The following is a 21,452-nucleotide window of genomic DNA, read 5'->3' on the forward strand; positions in this document are numbered from 1 at the left end:
GGTGCAGTATATTTTGCCAAATAATTTTCAACTGCCCATCCGTCTGCTCCAGAATCAAAATTGATCTGCCACCAATAATATCCGCTTGCATATGTTGCTCCTCCAGTCACTGTCCCAAGCGCTCCTGTTGTCTGAGTGCCAAGTGTAGAACACGATGTTCCTGGACAGCTTCGAATATTTAGGGGTCCTGATGTCACTTCTACGCGGTCATTTGCTGAAAATGTTGTTGAAGGCGGTGGAGCAGTTGCGTTTACAGTAACGCTGTCAGCTGCTGATCCACCTGCTCCTGTGCAGGTGAGCGTGAATGTACCTGATGTTGTAAGGTTTTCTATTACTTCAGAGCCAGAAACGCTTTTTGGTCCTGTCCAGGCTCCTGACGCGGTGCAGGAGGTAGCATTTTGAGATGACCAACTAATGGTTGCCGGAGAATTGTGTTCAATGTTCACAGGCCCGTTATTATTGTTTACCTGTATATCTACCGTGGGAGGCGAGATTAATTCGGTAAAACCCGAGGCCACCCATCCGTCCACCCCCGAATCAAAATTGACCTGCCACCATGTGTGTACTCCTACTGATTGAGGCCCGCCAATAACGGTTCCGACCGCACCAGTTAATTGCTGTCCTGTAATTGTGCCATTCGCTGTTGTTCGAACATTCAGTGCGAGTTCGGTATTTCCTGTGTTTACGGTGATCCTGTCATTGATTTGTGAGGGAGTAATTGCATATGCATGCTGTGCAAAAAAAAGCGCATATACAAAAAGACCAAGCGTACTTAAAATAGATGTTTTATATAAAACATTTTTCATGAACATGTAAAGCTAATAATAAAAGCGCATCAGTAAAAAAGATACGACAATACAAAAAATAATATTATGTTTATGGGAAACAACCTTTGTTTTTATTATATAGCACACACCTCACTTTAAAGCCCTAGGCCTGTGCACAAGATTTTCTATGTTATCCAAAAACGGATATAGTGGATATATGACCACATCGTTTTTATTGTTCATTGCTATAACTGCGATTGTTGCGGCGCTGTTAGAAATTCAAATAGAAGGTTCTGCGGGCTGGGCAAAAAATCTTCCTACATGGCGTTCAAATCCCAAGAAATGGCATGGGAAGATGTTTCGCCTATTATTTAACCAAAGTGACGTGACCGGCTATCATATAGCTTTTTGGGCGTTTGTGCTCACTGCGTACCATGGACCGCTCTTTTGGGATGTTGCATGGAGTATTTCTTTAGAGGCAGACATTCTAACCGGCTTTTTGATATTCTGGGTCCTCGAAGATTTTTTGTGGTTTGTTTTCAATCCTCATTACGGTATAAGAAAGTTCAACCCGCGCTATATCCCGTGGCATAAACGCTGGATAGGTCCATTTCCAGTTCAGTATTATACGAGCGCCATTTTGGTAGTTCTCCTCTCTTTTATATAAAGGAGGCTCTATCGGACAGAGCTTAGAGCTGTTTTTGCAATGTCCCACATACGCGGGTCATTTTGTGTTGTTTTAAGCCAATACCACCACTCAACACCCCACAGATAAAAGGTATCAAAGCCGGTATGCGAGGCGTACGAAAGAACAGCTTGGAATTGTTCGGGGTTCATAGATATATATTGTGCTTCTACAGGGAGTTCGTATGTCATTTTTTTGTTCCACGATTCTCCCTGTAGTTCTATAACGAGCATCGGTTTGTTGCCTCCGAATAGGCGCGCGAGTGTTTGTTTCGCGCGATACCAGGATGCAGGGAATGGGTAGGTAATATGCCTTTTGAGACGGTCATCCCATACCGTACGATACATAGTTGAACCAAAGACATCAGCGCGCCGCAATTCTTTCGTCCATAATGAAAATTCCCCTGAACCGCTCAAAAGTATAGGACGGGAATCAAGTCCGCGCACGAGCGCGAGCTCGTTTTCTAGCTCTTCTTCAGTCGTATGTATGCATTCACCAAACGGCAAGAACGGCTCGTTTTCGATTTGCCAAAGAGTGATGGCGGAGGAGTCTTTATAGCGAAGAACTACTTCAGCAATATAGTGCAGAAGTTTTTCGTGCCGGTCTTCGGGAGCAAGCTCCTCTATCCATTCGGGAACGTGGCACTCCGGCCAGCGAGGGAGTTTTTTTCCGATAGCAAGAATGATGCGAGCATTTCGTCTTTCGGCCTCCTGGATTTGCCAATCAAGATTCGAAAAATCAAATACATTTTCTATGGGTTCTACTTCGTTCCAATATGCGGACAGGCGGATATTGCGGGCGCCAAGGTCATCAAGGATGGCGGTGTATGCCTCCTTCCAATCGATGCCGAACCGTTCGGCATAAAACGCAGAAAAGGTGATGCCGTATGCTTTTGTTTTTTTAACGGGGGTAAACGCCGCAAGCACGCTATACACAATGAGCAACAAAAAAAAGAAGAGTCCCACTATTGTAAGTATCTTGTGTGTTTTTATATATCCCATATTATTGGAGAAAGAGGAGCACAAAGCCTGCTGCGATAAAGAATATCCCAGCCAGTTTGCCTAAAAGAGCGCGTGGACTTATGGATTCGCGTAGTATCCGTGGGTAAAATGCGGTGAGGAAAAGCGCTATCAAGAAAATGAAGAAATACTCAACACCCTGCATGGCATTGATCACTGCTACCGGTCCGAGAAAAATGGCAATGTTAAGAAGAATATTTCCGGTTCCGCCAAGCACTTGGTTCGCAAGGAATATCGTTTTTGAGGAGGGGAGGAGTTTGCGTGATGTGTGCAAAATTACTCTTCGCGCGCTTGGCAAAGTAAATATGAAGATTGCGGCGATAACATTCCCTAGGCGCATCCAGATGAACGCGGAGATGAATGTAGAATGATTAAAGACTTCTTCGGTGAGAAAAAAAGAGCATGCAAAAAAGAATGCCGCGAGGATTCCGGGCACAACAACTTTGATGTTTACTTGGTCATGAGTTATCCGGAAAAGCGGGTCAGCGTGGTTTTGTTGGATGGAAAGAAAAAGCCCTCCCGCGATAAAAAGGCCGATTGCAGAGAACTCATAGATGGTAAGGTGGGTTTTTGAGAGAACTGTCGTAAAAAATAATATGAAAAGCGGCGTTGTTGCGCCGATAAGCGGTATCGCGCGCGATGCTTCAGAATGGCGGAGCGTCGTGTATAAAAAATAAATAGCAATAACAAATGAAAACCCTGCGGTAAGCGCAAAAAGGAGGAGAGGACCGTCAAGAATAGTGAATCCGAAGGGTACCAGGATAAGGGTAACGATATTCAAAAGACCCACATAAAATGCATATGAGATAGGCTCGGGGACCCTATTTGTGAGGAGTTTTTTGTCTACTATAGCTACAAGTGCCAGAAAAAAATACGCGCTGACCGCGATTGGTATCCAGAGCATATATATTAGTATACCCTGCAGATTCGCGGGGGTAAACGAGGTCCTGTGCTAAACGGCTCACACGGGGGTGTGAGCCGTTTACTTTCCCTTAATGTGGGTAAAAAAATCCCGCAGGGTGGTGTGCCTTGCGGGATTTAGGTTTTCTCTTATTCCTTTATCGTGTGTGTTTCTATAACGCCTGCCGAATCCACAATAAATATATGGAATGGAGGAACCACTGTAGTGACGCGCGCAGATGCGGCACGCAACCCGAGCAGTATCCGTTCCGCTGGTCCAAGTGAGGCTATATAGTTTGTGGTTTCAAGCGAGCCGAGACAGTATGCAGCCCCCGAACCAATCGCGGCGTAACCTGGCTGTTCAGTGACGCTGAACGCGACTCCGATACGGAACAGTTTTCCTTTGTAGGCAACAAGAATGAGTCCGCTCTGTCTTACCGTTCCGTCTGCTTCGATGATTAATTCATTGTTTTCTCGTAATGTTTTCTTGATGGCTTCCGTGAGTGTTATGGTTATATATTGATGCGTACTTTGTTTGGGGTCGTGTTTTGGGATAGGCATATATTCTATGAGCTGTCCCTTCCTTGCTGAGCCGGATGAACCGATAATGAGAGGTTCTTGCCCTTCTTCGCCATTTTTTAAAACAAATATTTTTTGATTTTTGTGACGGATGATCGCAGTGCCTGCGGTGAGGGCATCATCTGCGCCCATATACATAGTTCCGTTTTCACCAATAATGCCTATAATGGCGGTGGCGTTGCTTTTACTCGCAAAACACAGCGAAAAGAATAAGAGGAAAGCGAGAGAAAGCAATTTTTTCATTCTCATCACCTCCTTGTTTGGGTTGTTAATATTTGTAAGAGATTTTATCCCATTTTTTATCTCTTGTCAATGTTTGTGGGGCGTTTTATGTGCCTTTTTCTCCATTCGTGTATCTTTTTATGGTCACCCGAAAGGAGTATATTCGGAACTTGATACGGCTTTTTTTTGAATATAAATGCTTCGGGGCGGGTATAAGCGGGGATGCCGATGCCGCCTCGCGTTTCTTCTATTGATTCGTTTTTCCCAAGTACGCCGGGAATGTGACGGCTTATAGCGTCTATCAGTATAAGAGCGGGCAATTCACCGCCGGTAAGCACATATGGCCCGGCTGATATTTCTTGCACCGTGTAGTATGTACGAAGTGCTTTTTTTGCGCGCTCATCAATGCCTTCGTAACGGCCCGCGATAATAATGAGTTGTTTTTGTTTTGAGAGTTTTTTCGCGAGTTCCGCGTTAAATTGCTTCCCCGTAGCTGAGGTAAAAATAACAAGAGGCTTTTTATTTTTTTGCGCGGCTTTTATGACTGCTTTGAGTATCGGTTCCGCTTTGAGTACCATGCCGGGACCGCCTCCGTATGCCTTGTCGTCTACTTTTTTGTGTGTATCTTTTGTAAAATCGCGCAGGTCATGCAGGCGAATGTCCACAAGCTTCTTTTTTTGCGCGCGCTTCAATATAGACTCGTGTATGTACGGATCAAATAGTCTTGGAAAGATGGTGATGATATCGAATCGCATATGTTTAGTATATTGCATCTATAAACAAAAATCCCTTGCGTGGTGCGAGGGATTTTTGTTTTTTTGATTACTTTAGAAAAGTAATAGGTTGTTCTAAGACGCTTTCAAAGGGTGTTTGGACAAGTTAGAGCTTCAAGTCGTCCATTACTTCGTCCATGGATGTTTCTCGGGTTGCTCGAGGACCCTTTCCTCCTTCCGGCTCGGCAATCTTGAGGTTTACGCGGGCATTATTTTTAAGGCCCACGATTCGCAAGAGTGTCCGGATAGACTTTGCTGTGTTTCCTTGGCGGCCAAGGATTTTACCCATGTCCGCAGCATTGATGTGAAGGGTTAAAAGAACTCCCATTTCATCAACCTTGCGCTCAACTTTGACATCCGAAGGATTGTCAACAAGCGACTTTACAACAAATTCGAGAAAATCCTGATCTAAGTTCTTAGCCATATAATCGTAAGGATTAATTGCTTATTGGAATTTTCATTCAATGCAGTAGTTCGACCATACTACCATGTTCGCCATTATAGCAAAGAAAGGCTTTAAAGTCAACCCCACACATAAGTGCTTATGCGCAGAGTTGGGGGTGTTGTTGATGCGGGAGCTTTAATATATGCTTGTGATGAAGGACATTCACAAGGAGTGCTGAATGAGCATGGATATTTTACTACAGAGGGCGCTGTTTCTTTTATTATGCATATCCGTTTTTGCGTATCTCCTGTTCTCTTATGGCACGGCGTACGCGGCGGATGTTTCTGAGGGTTCTTCGCGCGACAGCGTATTGGAAGAATTAAAAGCGTTTGAGCGCAAGATAGGCTTTCGCAAAAGCGGAAGAAATTTCCAAAATAATAGCTCTCAAGACGCATATTACTTATGCTACGCTACGGGAAAATTTTCTCTGCCGCGGACCTATTTTGGGATGAGTTTTATGAGAGGAACAGAAAAGGGATGCGGTTTTGATGTTTCGGAAAACGATATTTTTGTATATCGGGTAGAAGCAATCGCGCGCAACAACACACCGGTCACGAGGTCGCTTCTTGAAAGTACCCTTGAGCGGTTCATATTTGTCGTGTTCCACGAGGACTATCACGAAGAGATTCCCGAAGAGGCAAGAAAAAAGCCTGATATAGATGAAGCCGCCGCAACCATGATGGCCATGGCTATGGCTATAGACTTTGCCCGGGAAACATACGGAGAAGATTCACGAATATACCAGGACTTGCTACTTGAGCCCACACTCTTTTTGCAAAAAGCACTTATCGTTAATAAGTACTATGAAAAGCTGGATTTACTGTATAAAGAATACCGCTATTCTGCCATTACTGAGGAAGAGGCAACTACCCGCAAAGCAGGATTTTTTTATCTTCTGCGTAATGAGTGTTCATCTATCACTCCTCCGCCAAAAACATTCAATCAATGCCCCAATGTGTTTAATAACGCGGGATTAGTATTAGATACCGCATATACTCGCTATTTTCCGCAGATGTATCAGGCGTGGTTACGCCACGACAGGAACGCAAAAAAGTTATTTGAAGCGTTCCAAAAATATTTGCCGGATATGCAAGGCGTGCTACAAGATTGAACAAAATCCCCCTCCTTCTAGGTGAGGGGATTATTTTTAATAGGCATCGTCTGGTGTCGGTCTGCATTTTTTGCATGAGTGGTAGTCCTGCGCAATTGTTTCTTCATAGGTATGCAAAAACACGCGATTCTTTTTAAGCATTCGCATGCCCGATTCGCAGTCCATTCTCCCGAATATTTTTCTGGGAGCCCATCCCGCGTATTTCCCCGGCGTAGTACTTTCTATAAATTTACCGTTTTTGAGTATCTTATATCTTTTCTTTTTCTTCACTGGATTTTCCCGCATCAGTATTTCTATTGAAAAAATAAAAGAACGACACTATTATATACTGTATATTCTTTTGGGCGCGTAGTTCAGTGGTAGAACGCTGTCCTGATAAGACAGAGGTGGAAGGTTCGATTCCTTCCGCGCCCACCAACACAAAACTTTTAGGTTTTTGAGAGCCAGGTCGTGGACGGCTAGAACAGCCGTCCACTGATTTTGCAGGGCATTCGCGCCGCTTCCGAAGTCGCTGGAGTTTCGTTTGTATGGTGTGGATTTTGTTTCCAGCTTCCTGAATTTTATTTTCCGGGTCAATTATTGCGTTGTGCGGAAAGAAGCTGGCGATGTAATACTCACGTTTTTTGATGAATCAAATACCACCACCAAATAGAAGTATGTTGTATTCGGTGTGAGATTATTGATGTTTACTGTGTGAGTGACGCGAGCAAGACCATCGTACTGAGCTAGAGTCCCACTTACTACAGGCTCGCCTGAGAATACACCCGTTGAATCAAATGTATTGCTTATGTTGATTGGCGATGTGCTGTAGTAGACTTTTCCCATGGAGGCTTCGCTTGCAGTCCAGGTTATGGATGAACCATTGTTGTCGGTGTTTACATCCACACTCCTGATTGTGGGAGCATGCACATCTCCACTAGGATTAGGATTTCCGCTATTCGCTAGCTTTGTATTAATGGCAGCTTGCGTCAACGGTCCAACGCGGCCGTACCCAGTTGTTGCTGGTGTGCCTTGGGAAATAATTCCCTGTGCTGTCTGGAATCTCTCTACCGCAGCTTTGGTAAGCTGACCGAAATATCCAGTGACCAGCCCTTCGGGATAGATGCTCGCATTTGTCGCGAGGTATGTCTGAAGTTCAGTAACTTCTGGGCCGTGATCGCCCATATCTAACTGACTTGTTATCGCGGCGGAGGTATTTTGAATTCCGATAAACATGACGGCAAATATTGCCATTACAGTTACACTAGAGAGGAGGCCGAAGCGCGACATATTTTTTTCTAGATTCATTGTTTTGTTCATATGCTTATTGTTTATACTAATTTCAGAGATTATTGAGGCGTTTTACACAATCGACCTTTATGTTTAATCTCTACATGTATAATGCCGATCCGAGCACCGTCCTATTACAGCCATCATTACAACTACCTTTCTATCGGTCTTGAGACTTATTTTTGAGTTCGTTGACCTCTTTCTCAAGTTTTTTGATATGGATTTCCAAATTCTCAATGCGTTCCCCGGTTTTTATCTCAAACTGTTTTGTGTGGTGGGCAAGCATTTCAGCAACGCCCATCATTTCTGTGACATCTTCCATGGCAAGAAGTATGATTTGCGGAAAAGAGGCGTCCTCTTTCACATGAATTTGGCGGGCGTTTAAAATCATGGTCTTGTGACCGATCGAAGGAAACTCATGAGTAACTTCAAATCCCTTGAAAAATGTATTTTTGGGTAGAATATCTTCGAGTAGTTTCCGTAAAGCAGGAATATTCCACTGTCCGTTTCCCAGCTCATACACATTTTTTTGTTCAGTGTCTTTTGGATCAACCTGAAACACTCGATAGAAAGACTCGTTAGCAGACATCACGCGAAAATTTTTATCTAAAATCAGGACTGGCTCGCGCACAACATCGACCACGGTCTTAATGTATGTCCAGCTCTTTTCCCAAAAATGACTTACGAAGTCAACTCCGATTTTGGCATGTGCTTGTTCTGCGGTTTTTTTATTTTTTCCCATACAGCAGATGCCGCCAGAAAGCCGATGTTGTTACAAAGGCTCGCTATAAAGATGTATGCGTGCTACACTCAATGCCAGAGTGTATCTTCATTGACTAGGTATTGCTGTAATGCTTCTGTGATAGGTAGAAATCCACACAAGACGATATCTGCGCTTGATTTACCGATATTCTTAAGTATTATCGAGTCTCTGTAATAGTTCTGTAATGGAATGACCTTATACTCGGCTTAACTTGTATGATGACCCCGAAGCAAAAAATTGAACGAGGAGGAGTCTTGACTGCAGCACACCACGACTATGAGCGAGGCATGAATTCATATGCCTTTTTTAAGACACATAACCATGCGACTGGTCAAGATTTGGTCCAGAACACCTTTACAAAAACCTGGGCGTATCTCGTCAAAGGCGGGAAGGTTGATTTGATGAAGCCATTTTTATATCACATCCTGAACCAGCTCATTATAGATGAATATCGTAAGCGCAAAACATCCTCACTCGATGCTCTCCTCGAAAAAGGGTTTGAGCCCAGTTTTAACCATTTTGAACGCATTTTTAATTTTTTTGACGGCAAAGCAGTATTGCTCCTCATTCAATACCTTCCTACAAAGTACGAGAAAGTGATGCGTATGCGATATGCGCAAGATCTTTCCCTTAAAGAAATATCTCTAATCACTGGACAGTCAAGAAACGCTGTTGCCGTGCAAGTGCATCGAGGGCTTATAAAACTAAAAAAATTGTATAACCGTACCTAAGAGATGTTAATGTGGTTGTATAAATATACCTTTAATCTCTATATTTATAAAATATCTTGTTCTCAAGCCGGAGATCTATGTATTCCAGGCCCGCGAGATCTTGTTTCAGTAGGCCGTCGTATGCCGAAATAAAATTCTGTATGGCGATGCCGGTGTCTGTTTTTGAGTCAAAAATAATGCTCCAGCCGTCTTTCGTAACTGCTTCGTATTTTGCAATAAGGTCGTCTGACCCTGAAAGCGTTAGCGTTTCGAAAGAGGCCCCCGATACTGTTTCTATGCGCTCCAGGAGCGTTTGGATGCTCTGCAATTTTTCCGGCGCGATAATGTATGCCCCCACATCATAGTTAGTGTCGCGCATGTCTTCTATCGCGAAGAAAAGGGAGCCCGAAATGCGTGATGATTTTCCGAATACAAATCCTCCTTTATCAAGGTAGAAGCATGACGATGCTTTACAAAGCGTTGCCCAAATGGATCGCTCTGCAAATGATATGGCAACAGCATGAGGTGGGCGCTTTTTTATTGTTAAGGATTCTATTTTCGGGAACTCCTGCATAAGCGTTTGTTCCAGACGGGGGACGGTGAGGAGAAAAACAAAAAAATTCTTGTGGGGAAGAATGCCCCAGGTTTTTTCTTGAAGGTGCGCGCGTATGGCATGCTGGATATTTTCTTCTGGGAGTGTCCGTACGCCTTCAGTGGAAATATCGGCTATGGAGAAATAGGGGATATGGAAAAATCCCACGATTAGCGCTCCAAACACAAATATCCCGCCGCTTACGAATACGAGACGTCCAAAAAATCTATTTCGTTTCAGGCGCCGTGACCGGCGGAGGGGGTCTTTTCTCATACACGCGGGCCTTTTGTAAGCGATTATGGACGGATTGTATCCTTCCCTATATATTCTTGAAGCACCGAGGGGATGCGGACGCTCCCATCTTTTTGCTGATAGTTTTCAAGTATCGAGATGAGAATGCGCGGTGTTGCGATAGCGGTGTTGTTAAGCGAGTGGCAAAACCGAGTCTCGCCGTTCTTATCACGATAGCGGATATTCAGCCGCCGCGTCTGGAAGTCATGATAATACGAAGACGAATGCGATTCGCGGTAGCGTTTTTCGGATGGTATCCATACCTCAAGATCGTAAGTTTTCACATGCGCACGGCCTAATTGGCCTGCGACAACCGTGACAACGCGGTACGGCAGTTCAAGCGTTTGCAGCACTTCTTCTGCATTTTTGGTGAGCTCTTCGTGAAGTTCTACGGATTGTTCATGGTTGTTTGGCGCAAAAATCAGTTGTTCTGCTTTAAAAAATTCATGCAGGCGGTAGATGCCTTTTGTATCCTTCCCGTGCGAACCCGCCTCGCGCCGATAACAGGGAGAGAATGCAATGAATTTTTTCGGTAATATGTTTTCTTCAAGTATTTCATCGCGATAATATCCCATAAGCGGGACCTCTGCGGTTGCTGCAAGGTACAAGTTATCATCGGCAAGCTTGTAAACATCCTCCCGCGCTTGCGGAAAATGCCCGGTACCAATGAGATTTTCTTCGCGTACGAGGGCGGGGGTGAATATGGGCTCGTATCCCTTTTTTGTCATGTGCGCCATCGTAAATTGCCAAAGTGCAAGCGACAGCAGACTTGCCTCGTTCTTTAAAAAATATCCTCGGAAGCCCGACACTTTCGTGCCACGCTCAAGATCAGCGAGGTTAAGTGATTCCAGGAGGTCAACATGTGTTTTTGGGGTAAAATCAAATGGTTTTGGTTCGGTGCTTTTGCGTACTTCTGTATTTTCTTCGTCAGTTGCGCCTTCGGGTACGGAGAGATCGGGAATATTTGGAACATCGTACATCAGTTTTTCCCATTCGGGCGCTATTTTTTTAAGTTCAGTTTCTTTTTTTGTAAGTTTTTCTTTTATCTCGCGGAGGTCCTCAATTGCCGCTTTCTTTTTTGTTTCGTCATCAATGTGCGCTACGGTGTCGGATGCTTTGTTCTGGAGTGAGCGGAGTTTTTCCACTTCGGTTAGCGATTCGCGCCGTTTTTTATCCAGGTCAATGAGTTTGGACACATTAAAATCTACACGCTTTTTGCGCGCAGCTTCTTTTATGATATCGGGGTTTTCTCGTATAAATTTGATGTCCAGCATAGGTTCAGTATATACTACTGTATGTAAAATTTCTACGCAAAATAGGAGGTCGCTTATGGACATCCATGCGCATGTAAAAGACTTGGAAGATATAGAACGCGCGCAAACATTCAGCGATCTTGCAGATGTTGCGCTCCGCGTGCTCCGGCAGATGCCCCGGCCAATTAGCATGGTGTGTGGTCCGATATCGACGGGCGGTTCGGGTTCAGTAGAAAAGAATCTCGAACGGTTTCATGCGGTGATAGACGCGCTTCGTGACGAAAGAGTAAGGATATTCAGCCAGATGTTTTTTGAAAATAAATTATTCAAAATGAAGACCTGGCCGTCGTATAAAGGCGGGATACAGCTGCTCGAAGAGTTTTATCGGCCCATATTTGAGTCAGGGTTTATATACCGGATGTATTTTATGCCGAATTGGCAGACATCAATGGGTGCCACCTGGGAGCGCGGAGAGGCGCAGCGGCTCGGGATACGGGCAGAATATGTAAACGACATCGTCATTCTGAATTATATCCAATAACCTTCTCTTTTGGGGGAAGGTTTTTTCTTTGGCGCGCAAATTCTCTATAATGAAAAATATGAGATATGTGTATGGCATCTGTGCCGGGTGTTTGTGCGCCGTGATTGCGTATGCGCAATTTTCGGTGTTACCATCTGCGGGGATGACCGCAAAAAACCCGCTCTATATATTTGAGCGGATGGGGGAATCAATAGGAACGATTTTTACATTTGGGAGAGAAGCAAAAATAACACGCTTTATTATTCTTGCCGAAGAACGGTTGAGCGAAGCGTCAGTACTTGCCGGCGAACGCCATCAAAAAACAGAAGACACAATAGCAGCGTTTGATTCTTATGTACAAAAAGCGGAAACAGAAGTTGACCGCGAGCATACTGCGATGGCGCGTGTTGCGCTTCTCGAATCTGTAGCAAAGCATTTTGTCGTGTTCGAGGAGGTACTCGATACGGTTTCCGAAGAGATGCGCGTTTCTATTGAGATGTCTTTTGAAGAGGATCGGAAACGCCAAAAGCGTTTGTTGTTTGAAACCGCAGATGCCGACGCGCTTATAGCATCGGAGCTGGGTTTTGCGTCTATCCGGGAACGGCTTGCAAGACTAAAAATAGAAGTAGAACGCGGCCGTCAATATGAAACCGCGATTATCACCGGGCATATAAAAGACCTGTTTGCTGTGCTTGCGTCTGCCGCACTGCATGAGGAATCGCCTTCAAAAGAATTTTTAGTTCTCTTATCTAATGACATTACCCGAGCACTTGAGTCATTTGACGAGATTCAGCGCTCACCGAAGTATCCGTCGGGTGAAGTCGGGGGGACTATACATGCATTAAAGGAGCAGCTGATAGGCGTCCAGATATCGCTATCACGCAACATGATACCGATTGATCCGGAGTTTGTTCTTGATGTACTGTTTGCGGGAGCGGAGAGCAGGATTGCCGCATTTGATCGGCTAGGGGAAGGACAGGAAGAGATTGCCCGCATGATGCTTTCTGAATATGAAGAGTATCTTGTGTTTGCTGACGAAGTAGAGACACGCACGGGGCGCTTTATTCTGGATCGCGAACAAAATATTACTATTGCTAACGAAATACAGCAGAGAATATCAGCATTTAACGCACAGATTGCTGTAAAGCGCGGAGTATTTCCGGGTGATATAGAAAGTAATATAGACAGAATTATTTCCCGATAAAAAATCCCGCAGTATATACGGGATGTTATTGCGCGTTTGATGTTTTAATACGCTCGTATATGTCGGAGGGCAGTTCTTCCATTTTCAGTACAAAGTCCTCAAAGAGCGGAAAATGTTCGGCAGCATGCGAGAGAGCTGCGGTTTTTGCTTGTTGTTCTGATGTTGCGTATAAAAGCAAGGCAGAGAGGTGATATTTTGTTTCTGCTGTTTGCGGGAGCATAAGCACCAATCCAGCAGAAAATATCCGCGCATACTTTAACTCTGCGAGTGTGTTTTGTATGTCCGGATAAGAAAACTGCGACGATGCTTTTGTAACGGTCCAGGCGACCGGAGAAAACAATGTTCCTATGTATTGATCTATAATATCATCTGATTCTTCGGGCGAAGAAGATGTAAATGTCAGCACTTGCAGAGTGACATTTAAAGAATCGTCATCTTTGTCGATAGGCACTGCAAGAATAGCCGCGATGGACAGGCGCTCGCTCATAGTATGTGCACCTCCTTTTCTGTATATATGACAAAGAACGTCTGCTTTTACCGTTCCCGTACCGGATAGAGCTCAGGGTCGATAGTCCGGGTAAAACAAGTATATCCTACCCCATGATCCCAATTATCAAAAGAGCTTATGTAGCGAGATGATACTTTGCTTGAAACCATATTTTCAATCTTAAAGTCTGCGCAGAGCATAAAAGAGAGTTCGTCTGCCTTTTGGTATTCGTACGCTTCACCGCTTTCCGGATCATGCGGGGGAACGAATCCCGAAATATCGTCCCGGAGCAAAGCAAGAGTTTCGGGCAGCACACCCTTTTGCTGGTAGTAAAATACGATTTGGGATTGGAGCGTTTGGAGATTCCAGATACGTTCTTGGTCTAGCTGAACTACGCGCTGGGTAGCAGGCGAGCCTACGATGAAAAATCCGAACGCAACCGAACAGATCACGGAAATCGATACCGCCCACACAAATACGCGTTCCCGTTTGGAGAGGGCAGATTTTTCTTTCCGTAGCTGGCGTAGATAATATCCAAAGATAACGCCGGTAACAATGAGCACAATGAGATTTTTTAAAAGAAAGCGGCTGGTTAATTCTCCCGCAAGAAAACTTTGGATGAGTGTTACTAGGTCAACGATAATAACAATTGCGGCGACAAATAAAGTAAACGATAAAAGCCATTTACGAAGGCGCGATTTTGATTTTTCGGCATGCGCTTTAAATTCGTTCTGCAAAAGATGAGAAAGAAAAAGAAAAACAGGGAAGACGATAATGAGCGTTGCCATAGCACTCCGTGCGGCCCCCGGCAGAGCGCCTGCGTAATCAAGCACATCCGGAAAATAATAATTGATGTATTGGAACCATAGCGCAATAAAACTTATAACGCTCGCGTAGAGTGTTCCTATCATTAAGAGATGCACAAAGACATCTTTTGGCGATGTGCGAGATTTACTAAGCATATATTGTATGGTATCATATGTGCGGATTTTTAACATAGATGCGGGAGGAAAAGATATGGATATAGCCAACAAGCTTGTGCTTGTATGCAGCTGGACACTATTCGTTCTCTTTGGGGTTGTTTTTTCGGCTTTTGTGCTTTGCTTTCGGGCGATATGGGAGCTTTCGAGTTTGGGTATATGGATATTAAAGCGCTTTGATGCGTGGCACACCGGAGAATTCTGTCCAAAGTGTGGCAAGGAATCATTTTATTGGCGACCGGTTAATTCTTTGATAAATGAGATGCGGGGCACGCAACGATGGATTGGTACATGTTACCGGTATGCCTGCAAGCACGAAGAGATGGAAACGCGAGCACTATAAGGAGAATCGCATGAAAAACGACATACGAGAAAAAGGCTATATTGTCGGCAAAGACAAAGAAATACCGGGCAGTTTCCCATACACGCGGGGAGTCTATGCCACAATGTACCGCGGCAAGCTCTGGACTATGCGGCAGTTTGCGGGATTCGGCTCTCCAAAAGATACAAACGAACGGTTCCGTCATCTCTTGAAAGAAGGGCAAACGGGACTTTCAACTGCGTTTGATATGCCTACGCTTATGGGCTATGATGCTGACCACGATATGTCGCGGGGCGAAGTTGGCAAGGAGGGCGTTTCGGTCTCTTCTCTTGCGGATGTTGAGGAGCTATTCAACAACATACCGCTCGATCAGGTGACCGTATCAATGACCATTAACGCAACCGCTACTATTGTGTTTGCTATGTATCTTGCGGTTGCTGAAAAACGCGGCATTCCATGGACGGCGCTTGGCGGGACACTCCAAAACGATATGCTAAAGGAATTTATTGCGCAGCGCGAATGGATATGTCCGCCGGCACCTTCAGTAAGACTTGTCGTAGATACGATAGAATTTTGCGCGAAGAATGCTCCGCGGTGGCACCCGGTTTCTATTTCCGGCTACCACATACGCGAAGCGGGATCTACTGCGGCGCAAGAGCTTGCGTTTACGCTTGCTGATGGCATCTGTTATGTGGACGAGTGCATGCATCGCGGCATGCCTGTAGATAGCTTTGCTCCCCAGCTATCATTCTTTTTTGATGTGCATAATAGTTTCTTTGAAGAAATAGCAAAGTTCAGGGCAGCGCGGCGCATGTGGGCCGAAATTATGAAATACCGTTTTGGCGCGAAGCTTCCAAAGTCAATGATGCTCCGGACACACGCACAGACTGCCGGCGTTACGCTTACCGCGCAACAGCCAGTGAATAATGTAGCGCGCGTCGCGCTTCAGGCGCTTGCGGGAGTGCTCGGAGGGACGCAGTCGCTTCATACAAATTCTATGGACGAAACGCTGTCACTTCCTACCCAAGAAGCGGTAACCGTCGCGCTTCGCACCCAGCAGATAATTGCTGAGGAGACAGGCGTACCCAACTTAATAGATCCGCTTGCGGGGAGTTACGCGGTAGAACACATGACCGACCGTATCGCAGAAGAGGCGTATGCATATATCGAAAAGATAGACGAGATGGGCGGGATGATCCGGGCGATAGAGCAGGGATTCCCGCAGAAAGAAATTGCAAACGCAGCGTATGAGTATGAGCGAAAAAAGAATGCGGGTGAAAAAGTTGTCGTTGGGGTGAATAAGTATGTCACCGAAGAAGTCCGTTCTATTCCGTTACACAAAGTGGATGAAAGTATTGAGCGCCAGCAGATGGCGCGGCTTCGTGCAGTAAAAAAGGAGCGGAGCAGTAGGCAGGTAAAGAAAGCTCTCAACGCCATCCAGCGGTCTGCAGAAAAAAAAGAAAACCTTATCCCGTTGATTGTTGACGCTGTGCGTGTCTACGCTACTGTAGGGGAGATTAGTGATGTCTTCCGTAATGCATACGGCGTGTATCACGATCCCGGATATATATAAATGAAAAGCAAAAGAGCTCCGATACATTGGAGCTCTTTTTACGTGGTAAAGATATGACGCATATCATTTCTCCTTCCCGAGTTCTTTTGCCCGTTCCGCTTCCGGCATGCATGCAAGACGCTTTGCATCGTCTTTCGTATGTCCTGCGTTAAGGAATTGAATCATCAGCTCCTGTTCATTCTTTTTCATTCTTGAAAACTCAGCGATCGAACTTAGCCCATGCATTTTTATCAGTGAGTCATACGAAGGGTTTTTGCTTAAAAAATGTTCATACAGCCCCCTGATTTCTTCCGGTGAAAATGTTTCTTTCAGCTTTTTTGTTTCCAAGTCAAAAAGCGGAACTCCGTCTTTAGGAAAATGAGACTCAAATGTCTGAGTTTCTTTCCAGCCTGGATTTGTGATGTGAAGCACTTTTTCGTTTCCGTGTTCGGAGATGGTTATCTCGAAGGGAGGTTTTTTTTCTTCTGCGTCATCTTCTATATAAGCTTGTGGTGTTTCTTTGCTCATATAATTACCTCCTTATTGTAAGCGTTTTAAAGAAGTGAACCTATTTAGAATGGATTATATAATTTTTTAATATCTTTGTCAATCATTTGATGGATGCGGCGTGGTTGATTTTTTCAAAAATAATCTTATTATTTCGCTCCAAAAGAACAAATGCATACACAGATTATTATGTTTGTATTTAAAAAGGCATTTTAAAGCGGGGCTTTTGCCTCGCTTTTTATTTTGAAATGGAGAGTATGCGGATGCTATTCTATAATATGAATCAATGCTGTGAGGAGGTTCTCATGAAAGGAAGAGATTTAGGGGTCCGCGTGAGCGACGCAACCGTGTCACGAGGAGATTTAGAGGAGGGGCAGCTGTATATCTGTCACGAAGAACAGGAGGGCGGGCCCATGCCGTATTTTGAGATTTACGAAGATGGGGTGCTTGTGATGATGGGGTATCCGTTGTTTATCCCGTTTGCGTGATAGCGTGTCTGCACTTTTTTATTTTTCGTAATACATTCGATACAAAGGCCCACGGTGTGGGCTTTTCTTTTGACAGGGCACAGAAAACCGTGCAAAATGATTTCATGCGGGCCCGTAGTTCAGTGGTAAAACGACCGGTTTGCATCCGGTAGGCCGGAGTTCGATTCTCCGCGGGTCCACAACAAAAAACCGAATCGCTTCTTCTAAGAAACGGGGCGGTTTTTTTATTTTGCCGCGGGTGGTAGCTGGATAGGGCATACTGCGCATTGTGGCAAAGCCTTAGTAAACGGCTCACACGGGGTGTGAGCCGTTTACGGCGTGGTACTATGGAATATGTATGATTTCGGAGCGCTTCTTGTGCCTGCGTTTATCGCGGGGCTTGTTACATTTCTTGCGCCTTGTACATTGCCGCTCATTCCGGCGTACATCGGCTTTATAAGCGGGGTGTCTTCGGGTAAGGAGGAGCTCTCGTCAGGTGCGCGGAGAAGAAAAATATTTATAAACAGCATCGCGTATGTCGCTGGCTTTAGTCTTATTTTTATCGCGTTTGGGGTGCTTGTAGGATTTTTAGGATCCGCATTCTTGGGGGCTTCACGTATTTTGCTTTCGCGTATCGGCGGGGCGCTTATTATTGTTTTCGGGTTATTTTTGTTGGGTGCAATCCCATTCCCGCAACTTGCCCAGAAGCATTCGTTTGGCGTAGGAAGATGGTTCCGTCCCGGGAGTCCGTTCAGTTCCTTGCTCGTGGGTAGTGCGTTTGCATTCGGATGGACGCCCTGCGTGGGTCCGGTTCTTGGTTCTATTCTTATTCTTGCAGGAACACAGACAACGGCATTTTCTGGCGGCGTGTTGCTGTTGGTATTTTCGGCAGGGCTTGCGGTGCCGTTTATGATTGTATCTCTTGCATACAGTCGTGCCGCGCGTTGGATAGAGAAATCCCAAAAGATGCTCTTCATTATCTCATGGATTGCAGGGGCATTTCTTGTTCTCATAGGATTTTTGCTTATACTTGATAAATTTGCGCTGTTTATTTCGTGGGGGTACCGTTTGCTTGAGCCGCTTCAATACGAAAAAAGTCTCTTAGATTTTCTCTAGGCCAGCATATCTTGTATAATAGAAAGACTCATTATTTATTAAGTCCATTTTTTATATGTACGACACAATAGTTATCGGCGGAGGTCCCGGAGGGGTTGCGGCAACGGTGTATGCGGCACGCAAAAAATTAAAAACACTCACCATCGCCGAATCATTCGGCGGGCAATCGGCAGTCTCTGCGGAAATTTTTAACTGGATAGGGACTGTAAGCATTCCCGGTTCGGAGCTTGCCTCAAATCTTGAAAAGCACGCGCGTGCTCAGGAGGGCATTGATATCAAAACGGAGCGGGCAGAGAAAGTGGAAGAAATAGAAGGCGGGTTTAAGGTAACGACAGACAAAGGCTCATACGATACGCATACCATTATCGTTACCAGCGGTTCGCGGAGGCGCAAGCTCGGCATTCCCGGGGAAGAAGAATTTAATGGCAAGGGAGTGGCGTATTGTTCCACATGTGATGCGCCGGTATTTGCGGGACAGAAAGTTGCGGTTGTCGGCGGAGGAAATGCGGGACTTGAAGCGGTCCGTGATCTTATTCCGTATGCGTCCGAGATTTATCTTTTAGAATACGCGGACACCATTAAAGGAGACCCCATAACATTTGAAGCAATAAAAAAATCAGACAAATTTAAGGGAGCGATAACAAATGCACAAACACTTGAAGTCATTGGGGATAAATTTGTTACAGGGCTAAAATACAAAGACAAAGTGAGCGGAGAAGAAAAAACACTGGATGTTACCGGTATTTTTGTGGAGATCGGCGCGGTTCCGAACTCGGAGTTTTTGGGAGACTTGGTAGAGAAGAACAAATACGGCGAGATAACCATTGATCACAAAACAGCGGCAACTTCGAAAGACGGCATTTGGGCAGCTGGGGATGTAACGGACGAAATGTATAAGCAAAATAATATTTCTGTGGGGGATGCGGTGAAAGCGGCGCTCTCCGCATATCAATACATACAGCAAAAGGAGAAAGCTCATCGGAATGAGTAATATAAAAATACCGGGCCCTGGCTCGGTATTTTTTATTTGCAAAATGTTCTATATAAAAATCCGTATGTGGTTGAGGTAACAGAAAACATAATCATGGGGTCTCTGTCTCCCGTTTTGTTCGCTTCTTGTAACTTCTTGCTTTGCTGTGCTTTCCATGTCCGGCACATATCAGGAGAGGGCTTGAACGAGCCGGGGGCAAAGCATGCAAGCGTTACAGCATTCGCGCGTACCCGTGTCGCGTAATTAGTTTGAGTGACATCATGTTTCTCTTCCATTTCTGCAGCACGGAGCTGCAGAAAGAAGTCATTCTTGATAAGAGCGCATTCCTGGTCAGTCAGTGTTTTTTGGGGAGCGCATTCATCAAGGTATGCTTCAGCATTTGCGATAAGACGCAAAGAAACTGCTATTGCCCAAAGATCGCGCTTATGGAGAAAAAAGTCTCCTTCCCAAAATTTGTTTATTTCGGCGGTGTCTTTTTTGATTTGCGCTTCAAACGATTCGCATGTCAGGGGCTTTGTGTGTCCCGACTCGAGTTTTGGCGCTTCATGCTTCTGCGCATCAGGCACAGGAACGCCCGGCATTGCGGATACTCCATAGGCTTCTGTGCGGACACATAAAAGAACAACAGCGATACAAGATATAGAGAATAATAAAGAACGAACCACATGCTTCTCCCTGGAATCCCGTTTAAACGAAATTCGGGCAAACAATTCTGTATCCCAGAATCGTTTTAGCCTTTTTTTAATTTTGTATTATCATAGATAATGTACTTGTTTTGTCAAACACATCCTATTATTTATTAAGCTTGTTGTATATATGAATATCGCAATCAATGGATTTGGCCGGATTGGCCGCGTATTTTTCCGTCAGGCATTTGGCCATGACGATTTTAATATTGTTGCAGTGAATGATTTGGGGGATGCAGACAATCTTTTATATCTCTTAAAATACGACTCGGTATATCGGCGGTTTGATAAAGAGGCAAAACGCGAAGGAGACGGGTTCTCTATAGGGGGAAACCATGTCCGCTTTCTGCAGGAAAAAGACCCGTCGCAGCTTCCGTGGAAAGAGATGAGGGTTGATGTTGTGGTGGAGTCAACGGGATTTTTTACTTCATATGAAAAAGCGAAGGCGCATTTAGATGCGGGCGCAAAACGCGTGGTGATATCGGCTCCTGCGAAAGATGACGGCGAAACAAAGACCGCAACACCGAATGTGGGCATTGATTTTTTGAAAGAGGGGCAGATATCTTCAAATGCGTCATGTACAACAAATGCGACCACTCCCGTTATGAGTATTATGATGAAGTCGCTTGGAGTGAAAAAGGCGGTTTTAAGCACCGTGCATGGGTATACCGCAACGCAAGCGCTCGTTGACGGGCCGCAGACAAAAGATTTTACGCGCGGGAGAGCAGCGGCAATGAATATCGTCCCCTCGCACACGGGAGCTGCGAACGCTGTTGAAAAGGCGATACCAGAAACAAAGGGGAAGTTTGACGGCATTTCCATGCGCGTGCCGGTTATTGCGGGGTCTATCATTGACTTTACATTCTTATCCGAAAAAAAGACGACTGTAGGGGAGGTAAACGATATTTTGCGGAAAGCCGCAGGCAGTAAAGAATGGAAAGGAATAATCCATGTCACTGACGAGCCGCTTGTATCGTCGGATGTTCTTGGGCAGCCCTTCGGTTCTATTGTGGAGCCTTCGTTTACGCGCGTTGTTGATGGCGACCTCGTAAAAATACTTTCGTGGTATGACAATGAATGGGGTTATTGCGCGATGCTCATTAAACACATTGAGTCATTGCGGTCATTGCTTTAATATATGAATCACGCTAGAAATAGTGAACACGATTTATATAAAATACATTTTATGGATAATAGCATTACAATTTATGTACATAGGCGTGAAGCGCACTTTGTGTCCG

The 21,452-nt window shown here is 45.0% G+C and carries 24 protein-coding genes, 2 tRNA genes and 1 pseudogene (1 of these 27 cut by a window edge); 12 read left to right on the top strand and 15 right to left on the bottom strand.

The annotated features are described in order from the left end of the window. Positions 1 to 806: pseudogene (locus COU47_02765) on the bottom strand (hypothetical protein); it reaches 1,447 nt to the left of the window's first position. A gap of 178 nt (positions 807 to 984) precedes the next feature. On the opposite strand from COU47_02765, the gene COU47_02770 reads away from it, so the two are divergent. Next, positions 985 to 1,434 carry a hypothetical protein gene (locus COU47_02770; GenBank protein PIR69475.1) on the top strand — a complete coding sequence of 150 codons (450 nt, stop codon included), beginning with the start codon at positions 985 to 987 and terminating at the stop codon, positions 1,432 to 1,434. An 8-nt stretch (positions 1,435 to 1,442) separates the two neighbouring features. On the opposite strand, the gene COU47_02775 is transcribed toward COU47_02770, so the two are convergent. From COU47_02775 to COU47_02795, 5 genes are all read right to left on the bottom strand, one after another. Beyond that, positions 1,443 to 2,453: a hypothetical protein gene (locus COU47_02775; GenBank protein PIR69476.1), complete on the bottom strand. Its 1,011-nt coding sequence runs from the start codon at positions 2,451 to 2,453 to the stop codon at positions 1,443 to 1,445. Position 2,454: 1 nt separating this feature from the next. Further along, entirely contained in the window at positions 2,455 to 3,375 is a 921-nt protein-coding gene (locus COU47_02780; protein ID PIR69477.1) for a hypothetical protein, read from the bottom strand. A gap of 146 nt (positions 3,376 to 3,521) precedes the next feature. Continuing rightward, positions 3,522 to 4,193: a hypothetical protein gene (locus tag COU47_02785; protein PIR69478.1), complete on the bottom strand. Its 672-nt coding sequence runs from the start codon at positions 4,191 to 4,193 to the stop codon at positions 3,522 to 3,524. Between the two features lie 56 nt (positions 4,194 to 4,249). After that, a complete protein-coding gene (locus COU47_02790) occupies positions 4,250 to 4,927 on the bottom strand; it encodes a tRNA (guanosine(37)-N1)-methyltransferase TrmD (protein ID PIR69524.1) in 678 nt (225 codons plus the stop codon). A gap of 124 nt (positions 4,928 to 5,051) precedes the next feature. Continuing rightward, positions 5,052 to 5,369, bottom strand: coding sequence for an RNA-binding protein (locus tag COU47_02795; GenBank protein PIR69479.1), 318 nt, complete (start codon positions 5,367 to 5,369; stop codon positions 5,052 to 5,054). A 199-nt stretch (positions 5,370 to 5,568) separates the two neighbouring features. Here COU47_02795 and COU47_02800 point away from each other — a divergent pair, with 199 nt between their 5' ends. Continuing rightward, positions 5,569 to 6,501 carry a hypothetical protein gene (locus COU47_02800; GenBank protein PIR69480.1) on the top strand — a complete coding sequence of 311 codons (933 nt, stop codon included), beginning with the start codon at positions 5,569 to 5,571 and terminating at the stop codon, positions 6,499 to 6,501. Positions 6,502 to 6,537: 36 nt separating this feature from the next. Here the strand turns inward: COU47_02800 and COU47_02805 are convergent, their stop codons facing one another. Next, complete coding sequence (locus COU47_02805) at positions 6,538 to 6,786, bottom strand: metal-binding protein (protein PIR69481.1); 249 nt, start codon at positions 6,784 to 6,786, stop codon at positions 6,538 to 6,540. A gap of 57 nt (positions 6,787 to 6,843) precedes the next feature. Here COU47_02805 and COU47_02810 point away from each other — a divergent pair. Further along, positions 6,844 to 6,918: transfer RNA gene (locus COU47_02810), tRNA-Ile, on the top strand. Between the two features lie 159 nt (positions 6,919 to 7,077). On the opposite strand, the gene COU47_02815 is transcribed toward COU47_02810, so the two are convergent. Together COU47_02815 and COU47_02820 are read right to left on the bottom strand one after the other, a co-directional pair. Then, the gene (locus tag COU47_02815) at positions 7,078 to 7,800 is read right to left on the bottom strand and encodes a hypothetical protein (GenBank protein ID PIR69482.1); all 723 of its coding nucleotides are present in this window, start codon (positions 7,798 to 7,800) and stop codon (positions 7,078 to 7,080) included. A gap of 130 nt (positions 7,801 to 7,930) precedes the next feature. Further along, positions 7,931 to 8,512: a hypothetical protein gene (locus COU47_02820; protein PIR69483.1), complete on the bottom strand. Its 582-nt coding sequence runs from the start codon at positions 8,510 to 8,512 to the stop codon at positions 7,931 to 7,933. Positions 8,513 to 8,748: 236 nt separating this feature from the next. Between COU47_02820 and COU47_02825 the strand changes: the two genes are divergently transcribed. Then, positions 8,749 to 9,264, top strand: a complete 516-nt coding sequence (locus tag COU47_02825) for a hypothetical protein (protein ID PIR69484.1) — start codon at positions 8,749 to 8,751, stop codon at positions 9,262 to 9,264. A 31-nt stretch (positions 9,265 to 9,295) separates the two neighbouring features. On the opposite strand, the gene COU47_02830 is transcribed toward COU47_02825, so the two are convergent. Both COU47_02830 and COU47_02835 read right to left on the bottom strand, forming a co-directional pair. Beyond that, on the bottom strand, positions 9,296 to 10,108 hold the full coding sequence (locus COU47_02830) for a hypothetical protein (protein ID PIR69485.1): 813 nt from the start codon (positions 10,106 to 10,108) through the stop codon (positions 9,296 to 9,298). 23 nt (positions 10,109 to 10,131) lie between these two features. Next, positions 10,132 to 11,571 carry a serine--tRNA ligase gene (locus COU47_02835; protein ID PIR69486.1) on the bottom strand — a complete coding sequence of 480 codons (1,440 nt, stop codon included), beginning with the start codon at positions 11,569 to 11,571 and terminating at the stop codon, positions 10,132 to 10,134. Between COU47_02835 and COU47_02840 the strand changes: the two genes are divergently transcribed. Together COU47_02840 and COU47_02845 are read left to right on the top strand one after the other, a co-directional pair. Continuing rightward, the gene (locus tag COU47_02840) at positions 11,570 to 11,920 is read left to right on the top strand and encodes a hypothetical protein (GenBank protein ID PIR69487.1); all 351 of its coding nucleotides are present in this window, start codon (positions 11,570 to 11,572) and stop codon (positions 11,918 to 11,920) included. The genes COU47_02835 and COU47_02840 overlap by 2 nt on opposite strands. Before the next feature lie 49 nt (positions 11,921 to 11,969). Further along, on the top strand, positions 11,970 to 13,103 hold the full coding sequence (locus COU47_02845; GenBank protein PIR69488.1) for a hypothetical protein: 1,134 nt from the start codon (positions 11,970 to 11,972) through the stop codon (positions 13,101 to 13,103). A 25-nt stretch (positions 13,104 to 13,128) separates the two neighbouring features. Here COU47_02845 and COU47_02850 read toward each other — a convergent pair whose 3' ends face one another. After that, positions 13,129 to 13,590 (bottom strand): hypothetical protein, encoded by a 462-nt coding sequence (locus tag COU47_02850; protein ID PIR69489.1) that lies wholly within the window; start codon positions 13,588 to 13,590, stop codon positions 13,129 to 13,131. Between the two features lie 47 nt (positions 13,591 to 13,637). Further along, entirely contained in the window at positions 13,638 to 14,789 is a 1,152-nt protein-coding gene (locus COU47_02855) for a hypothetical protein (protein PIR69490.1), read from the bottom strand. A 38-nt stretch (positions 14,790 to 14,827) separates the two neighbouring features. On the opposite strand from COU47_02855, the gene COU47_02860 reads away from it, so the two are divergent. Next, on the top strand, positions 14,828 to 16,465 hold the full coding sequence (locus tag COU47_02860; protein PIR69491.1) for a methylmalonyl-CoA mutase: 1,638 nt from the start codon (positions 14,828 to 14,830) through the stop codon (positions 16,463 to 16,465). 63 nt (positions 16,466 to 16,528) lie between these two features. Here the strand turns inward: COU47_02860 and COU47_02865 are convergent, their stop codons facing one another. Next, positions 16,529 to 16,972, bottom strand: coding sequence for a hypothetical protein (locus COU47_02865; protein ID PIR69492.1), 444 nt, complete (start codon positions 16,970 to 16,972; stop codon positions 16,529 to 16,531). A gap of 284 nt (positions 16,973 to 17,256) precedes the next feature. On the opposite strand from COU47_02865, the gene COU47_02870 reads away from it, so the two are divergent. The 4 genes from COU47_02870 (at position 17,257) to COU47_02885 (ending at position 19,525) form a co-directional block, all read left to right on the top strand. Continuing rightward, complete coding sequence (locus COU47_02870; GenBank protein ID PIR69493.1) at positions 17,257 to 17,439, top strand: hypothetical protein; 183 nt, start codon at positions 17,257 to 17,259, stop codon at positions 17,437 to 17,439. Positions 17,440 to 17,547: 108 nt separating this feature from the next. Beyond that, positions 17,548 to 17,621, top strand: a tRNA-Ala gene (locus COU47_02875). A gap of 151 nt (positions 17,622 to 17,772) precedes the next feature. Next, positions 17,773 to 18,534 (top strand): cytochrome C biogenesis protein, encoded by a 762-nt coding sequence (locus COU47_02880; GenBank protein PIR69494.1) that lies wholly within the window; start codon positions 17,773 to 17,775, stop codon positions 18,532 to 18,534. A gap of 55 nt (positions 18,535 to 18,589) precedes the next feature. Beyond that, positions 18,590 to 19,525, top strand: coding sequence for a hypothetical protein (locus tag COU47_02885; GenBank protein PIR69495.1), 936 nt, complete (start codon positions 18,590 to 18,592; stop codon positions 19,523 to 19,525). A 32-nt stretch (positions 19,526 to 19,557) separates the two neighbouring features. On the opposite strand, the gene COU47_02890 is transcribed toward COU47_02885, so the two are convergent. Next, positions 19,558 to 20,106: a hypothetical protein gene (locus tag COU47_02890; GenBank protein PIR69496.1), complete on the bottom strand. Its 549-nt coding sequence runs from the start codon at positions 20,104 to 20,106 to the stop codon at positions 19,558 to 19,560. Positions 20,107 to 20,341: 235 nt separating this feature from the next. Here COU47_02890 and COU47_02895 point away from each other — a divergent pair, with 235 nt between their 5' ends. Beyond that, positions 20,342 to 21,346, top strand: a complete 1,005-nt coding sequence (locus COU47_02895; protein PIR69497.1) for a type I glyceraldehyde-3-phosphate dehydrogenase — start codon at positions 20,342 to 20,344, stop codon at positions 21,344 to 21,346. The last annotated feature ends 106 nt before the right edge of the window (positions 21,347 to 21,452 follow it).

The organism is Candidatus Niyogibacteria bacterium CG10_big_fil_rev_8_21_14_0_10_46_36, assembly GCA_002772995.1.
In the GTDB taxonomy this organism is placed as follows: Bacteria; Patescibacteriota; Minisyncoccia; order 1-14-0-10-42-19; family 1-14-0-10-42-19; genus 1-14-0-10-46-36.

Excerpts from the sequence above, each read along its gene's own strand:
- COU47_02865 (PIR69492.1), bottom strand. The coding sequence starts at position 16,972 with ATGAGCAAAGAAACACCACAAGCTTATATAGAAGATGACGCAGAAGAA.
- COU47_02770 (PIR69475.1), top strand. The coding sequence starts at position 985 with ATGACCACATCGTTTTTATTGTTCATTGCTATAACTGCGATTGTTGCG.
- COU47_02850 (PIR69489.1), bottom strand. The coding sequence starts at position 13,590 with ATGAGCGAGCGCCTGTCCATCGCGGCTATTCTTGCAGTGCCTATCGAC.
- COU47_02775 (PIR69476.1), bottom strand. The coding sequence starts at position 2,453 with ATGGGATATATAAAAACACACAAGATACTTACAATAGTGGGACTCTTC.
- COU47_02840 (PIR69487.1), top strand. The coding sequence starts at position 11,570 with ATGGTGTGTGGTCCGATATCGACGGGCGGTTCGGGTTCAGTAGAAAAG.
- COU47_02835 (PIR69486.1), bottom strand. The coding sequence starts at position 11,571 with ATGCTAATTGGCCGGGGCATCTGCCGGAGCACGCGGAGCGCAACATCT.
- COU47_02800 (PIR69480.1), top strand. The coding sequence starts at position 5,569 with ATGAGCATGGATATTTTACTACAGAGGGCGCTGTTTCTTTTATTATGC.
- COU47_02780 (PIR69477.1), bottom strand. The coding sequence starts at position 3,375 with ATGCTCTGGATACCAATCGCGGTCAGCGCGTATTTTTTTCTGGCACTT.
- COU47_02830 (PIR69485.1), bottom strand. The coding sequence starts at position 10,108 with ATGAGAAAAGACCCCCTCCGCCGGTCACGGCGCCTGAAACGAAATAGA.
- COU47_02820 (PIR69483.1), bottom strand. The coding sequence starts at position 8,512 with ATGGGAAAAAATAAAAAAACCGCAGAACAAGCACATGCCAAAATCGGA.
- COU47_02815 (PIR69482.1), bottom strand. The coding sequence starts at position 7,800 with ATGAACAAAACAATGAATCTAGAAAAAAATATGTCGCGCTTCGGCCTC.
- COU47_02885 (PIR69495.1), top strand. The coding sequence starts at position 18,590 with ATGTACGACACAATAGTTATCGGCGGAGGTCCCGGAGGGGTTGCGGCA.
- COU47_02805 (PIR69481.1), bottom strand. The coding sequence starts at position 6,786 with ATGCGGGAAAATCCAGTGAAGAAAAAGAAAAGATATAAGATACTCAAA.
- COU47_02795 (PIR69479.1), bottom strand. The coding sequence starts at position 5,369 with ATGGCTAAGAACTTAGATCAGGATTTTCTCGAATTTGTTGTAAAGTCG.
- COU47_02785 (PIR69478.1), bottom strand. The coding sequence starts at position 4,193 with ATGAAAAAATTGCTTTCTCTCGCTTTCCTCTTATTCTTTTCGCTGTGT.
- COU47_02870 (PIR69493.1), top strand. The coding sequence starts at position 17,257 with ATGAAAGGAAGAGATTTAGGGGTCCGCGTGAGCGACGCAACCGTGTCA.
- COU47_02790 (PIR69524.1), bottom strand. The coding sequence starts at position 4,927 with ATGCGATTCGATATCATCACCATCTTTCCAAGACTATTTGATCCGTAC.
- COU47_02880 (PIR69494.1), top strand. The coding sequence starts at position 17,773 with ATGTATGATTTCGGAGCGCTTCTTGTGCCTGCGTTTATCGCGGGGCTT.
- COU47_02895 (PIR69497.1), top strand. The coding sequence starts at position 20,342 with ATGAATATCGCAATCAATGGATTTGGCCGGATTGGCCGCGTATTTTTC.
- COU47_02890 (PIR69496.1), bottom strand. The coding sequence starts at position 20,106 with ATGCCGGGCGTTCCTGTGCCTGATGCGCAGAAGCATGAAGCGCCAAAA.
- COU47_02845 (PIR69488.1), top strand. The coding sequence starts at position 11,970 with ATGAAAAATATGAGATATGTGTATGGCATCTGTGCCGGGTGTTTGTGC.
- COU47_02825 (PIR69484.1), top strand. The coding sequence starts at position 8,749 with ATGATGACCCCGAAGCAAAAAATTGAACGAGGAGGAGTCTTGACTGCA.
- COU47_02860 (PIR69491.1), top strand. The coding sequence starts at position 14,828 with ATGAGATGCGGGGCACGCAACGATGGATTGGTACATGTTACCGGTATG.